This window comes from Elioraea sp. (genome assembly GCF_051860475.1).
Taxonomy (GTDB): Bacteria; Pseudomonadota; Alphaproteobacteria; order Acetobacterales; family Acetobacteraceae; genus Elioraea.
Window position 1 is genome coordinate 1 of the sequence record NZ_JBHYDW010000240.1, and the last position, 3,747, is coordinate 3,747.

Below are 3,747 nucleotides of genomic sequence, written 5' to 3' on the forward strand. Positions count from 1 at the left end.
ATCGAGCGTCTCGCCTTCGGCCCGACGCTCGCGCAGCGCCGCGCCGAGATCGAGCAGCAGATCGCGGTCATCCAGCAGTTCGAGCGTGATCAGCGCATCACCCCGGACGTGATGAGCGCGCTCGGCGGCGGCATCCGGACCACGCCGACGCAGCAGCGCATCGCCGAGCTTCGCCGCGAGCTTGAGACGCTGGCGCAGGAGGAGACTCGCTTCCGCGAGCGCGCGAGCGCGATCGTCGAGGGGCAGACCCGGACCGGCGCGAACGAGGCGGAGCTCCGCCGGCAGCGCGCCGCGGAGGATATCGCCGGGCTGCGCGAGACCTTCGATGCGCGGCTCCGCATCGAGCGCGAGTACCAGGAGCGGCTCGACCGCATTCGCCGCGCCGCGGAGGCCGGCGCGGTCGATCCGGCGGAGCGGCAGCGCCTCGAGACGGACGCGCTGCGGGCGCGCGACGAGGCGCTCACGCGGCTCACCCGCACCACCACCACCGCGGTCGGCGCCGAGGAGCGGCGCATCGACGCGCTGCGCCGGCAGGTCGAGCTTGCCGGGCTGGTGGACGAGCGCGAGCGCTTCGTCGCCGAGCGGATCGCGGGCGTCAGTGGAGTCCAACGGGCGGAAGCCGAGCGGCTGGCGAACGCGCTGTTCGACCTGCAGGCGGCGCGGCGCGCGGAGAGTGCCGCGCTTCAGGAGGCTGGTCGGCTCTATGAGGAGACCCGCACGCCGCTCGAACGCTACGTCGCCGCGCTGGAACGGCTTGGCGAGCTGCGCCCCGGCCTCGAACGCCGCTTCGGCGCGACGGAAGCCGATGCGATCATCGGCCGGCGTGCGCAGACCCTGCTCGATGAGCTCAACCGCGCCGAGCAGCAGACGGCCCAGGTGGACGACGTGGCGCGCCAGCTCGGGCTCACCTTCGAGAGCGCGTTCGAGGGCGCGATCGTGCGCGGGCGCAGCTTCTCCGACGTGCTGAAGGGCATCGAGCAGGATCTGCTGCGCCTTGGCACGCGCAAGCTGGTCACCGAGCCGCTGCTGGCGCTGTTCAATTCGGCCCTCGGCGGGATCACGGGCGGTGGCGGCGGGATCGGCGGCATCTTCTCCGGCATCGGCTCGTTCCTGGCCGGGCTGTTCCACGAGGGCGGCACGGTGGGGGCTTCTGCGGTGCCGCACCGTCGCGTGCCCGCGCTCGCCTTCGCCGGCGCGCCGCGGATGCACAACGGCTGGTTCCGGCCGGACGAGTACCCGGCGATCCTTCAGCGCGGCGAGGTGGTGGTGCCGAAGCGCGACGCGCAGCGCGCGCTCGGCGGCGCCACCGTCATCATGAACATCAGTGCCGCCGACGCGGACAGCTTCCGCGCCTCCCAGGCCCAGATCACCGCGGCGATGGCGCGCGGGTTGCAGCGCGCGCAGCGGAACCTCTGAGCCATGGCGTTCCATGACGTGCGCTTCCCCGAGAAGATCGCGCTCGGCGCGACCGGCGGGCCGCTCTGGTCCACCAATGTGGTCACGACCGCGGGCGGACATGAGCGGCGCAACCAGAACTGGTCGGCCTCGCGCGGGCGCTGGAACGTCGGTTCCGGGCTGAAGACGCGCGACGACCTCGCGACGCTGATCGCGTTCTTCCGGGCACGGCGGGGCCGGGCGTTTGCCTTCCGCTTCAAGGACTGGTCGGACTTCCAGATGCCGCGCCAGCAGATCGGCGTGACGGACGGCACGACCGCGACCTTCCAGATCGTGCGCACCTATACATCCGGCCCGACAAGCCAGGTGCGCACGATCCAGCTTCCGGTCGCCGGCACGGTGCGGTGCTGGACAGACGGTGTCGAGCGCACCGAAGGCGGCGGTGCGAGCCAGTTCCAGGTCAACTATGCCACCGGCGTCATTACGCTCGGATCGTCGCTGCGCACCCCGGTGGGCCATGCGGTCGAAGCGCAGTGCGACTTCGATGTGCCTGCGCGCTTCGACAGCGACGATCTCGGGCTCACCTTGGAGAATTTCTTCCAGGGTCAATGGGCTGACATTCCCGTGATCGAGGTGCGGCTTTGAAGTCGGTCTCCTCCGGCCTGGCTGCGCATCTCGGCGAGCGGCTGACGACGCTCGCGACCTGCTGGCGCGTCGCGCGCCGCGACGGGATGCTGTTCGGCTTCACCGATCACGACCGCGACCTGGTGGTGGACGGCCTCACCTATCGCGCGCGCACCGGCTACCGGCGCGCCGCCATCGCCTCGCGGGGCGATCTGAGCGTGGACGATACCGATGTCGAAGGCATCCTCGATGCGGCGGAGATCGACGCGGCATCGCTGCGCGCTGGGCTCTGGGACGGCGCCGAGGTGCGCATCTTCCTGGTCAACTGGTCGGACCTGACGCAGGGGCCGCTCCGTCTGCGCAAGGGCCGGCTCGGCGAGGTGATCGCGCGCGATGATGGCACCTTCCGCGCCGAGTTGCGCGGCCTCGCCCAGGCGCTCAACGTGACCGTGGGCGAACTCTACACGCCGGAGTGCCGCGCCGACCTGGGCGACGCGCGCTGCCGCGTGCCGCTCCGTGCGCCGTTCCGGCAGAACAGCACCGCCTACGCGCTCGGCGAGTTCGTGCGCGTCGAGACCGATCCGCTGGCGACCGGCTCCTATCGGGAGCAGGAGCGGATCTATGAGTGCACGACCGCCGGCACGTCCGCGTCCACCCCGCCGGTGTTCAACACGGCGATCGGCGCGACCACTGCGGACGGCTCCGTCGTCTGGACCACGCGCATGGCGTGGACCCTGCCGGCGACCGTCGAGGCCGCGCCGGACCTCTCGACCGTCATCATCCAGAACACGGGCACCGCGCCGACGCAGCCGGGCGGCTGGTTCGAGCATGGCGTGGCGATCTTCGAGACCGGGCTGAATGCCGGCGTGGCGCGCGACGTGCTTGCCTGGACGCAGGCCACGCGCACGCTCGCGCTGTTCCTGCCGCTGCCTTTCCCCGCCGTCGCCGGCGATGTGCTGCGGGTGCAACCCGGCTGCGACAAACGCCTCGCCACCTGCCGGGACAAATTCGCCAATCTGCTCAACTTCCGCGGCGAGCCGCACATCCCCGGCGACAAGGGCATCATCGGGGTCGGGGTGTGACGCTCGATCAGGCCGCGCGGAGCTATATCGGCGTGCCGTGGCGCCATCTCGGGCGCTCGCGCGCAGGGCTCGACTGCATCGGGCTCGTGCTGCTCGCCGCGCGCGACTGCGGCCTCGCCGCGGACGATCCCGCACCCTATGCGCGCGAGCCGTCGTCGCAGCGTCTGCGCGAGGAGCTGGCGCGGTATCTCGACGAAGCGTCCGTCGCCGATCCGCACCCCGGCGACGTGTTGCTGTTCAATCTCGGCATCTATGGCGGACACATCGGCATCGCCGGGCTGCATCCTCAGTATCGCTGCTTGTCGGTCATCCACGCCTACGCGCCGCGCCACCGCGTGGTCGAGGAGCGTCTCGGCGCCGACATCGAGGCCATGACCGGCGTCTTCCGCCTGAGGGGGCACTGAATGGCCGTCCTCGCGCTTGCCGCCGGAGGGGCGGCGCTCGGCGGCGCGATCGGCGGAGCACTCGGCGCGGCGAGCCTCGGCGTCTCGGTCGGCTGGGCGCTCGGCGGGCTTGCCGGCAACATGCTGTTCGGCCCGAAGCCGCCGGCGCTCACCGGCCCGCGCCTCGGCGACCTCGCGGTGCAGACCAGCACCTACGGCGCCGCCATCCCGCTGGTCTTCGGCACCGCCCGCGTCGCCGGCAA

At 71.8% G+C, this 3,747-nt stretch carries 4 protein-coding genes and 1 pseudogene; all 5 read left to right on the top strand.

Going from position 1 to position 3,747, the window contains the following annotated elements; all coding sequences use genetic code 11:
- Positions 1–1,416: pseudogene (locus ACTIFU_RS23030) on the top strand (hypothetical protein); the annotation flags it as partial.
- A 3-nt stretch (positions 1,417–1,419) separates the two neighbouring features.
- Complete coding sequence (locus tag ACTIFU_RS23035) at positions 1,420–2,040, top strand: DUF2460 domain-containing protein (RefSeq protein ID WP_439580664.1); 621 nt, start codon at positions 1,420–1,422, stop codon at positions 2,038–2,040.
- Positions 2,037–3,101, top strand: coding sequence for a DUF2163 domain-containing protein (locus ACTIFU_RS23040; RefSeq protein ID WP_439580665.1), 1,065 nt, complete (start codon positions 2,037–2,039; stop codon positions 3,099–3,101). Before ACTIFU_RS23035 ends, ACTIFU_RS23040 begins: the two co-directional genes overlap by 4 nt.
- On the top strand, positions 3,098–3,505 hold the full coding sequence (locus ACTIFU_RS23045; RefSeq protein WP_439580666.1) for a C40 family peptidase: 408 nt from the start codon (positions 3,098–3,100) through the stop codon (positions 3,503–3,505). The genes ACTIFU_RS23040 and ACTIFU_RS23045 overlap by 4 nt, the downstream gene beginning before the upstream one ends.
- A partial coding sequence (locus ACTIFU_RS23050; protein ID WP_439580667.1) for a hypothetical protein occupies positions 3,506–3,747 on the top strand: 242 nt, incomplete at its 3' end.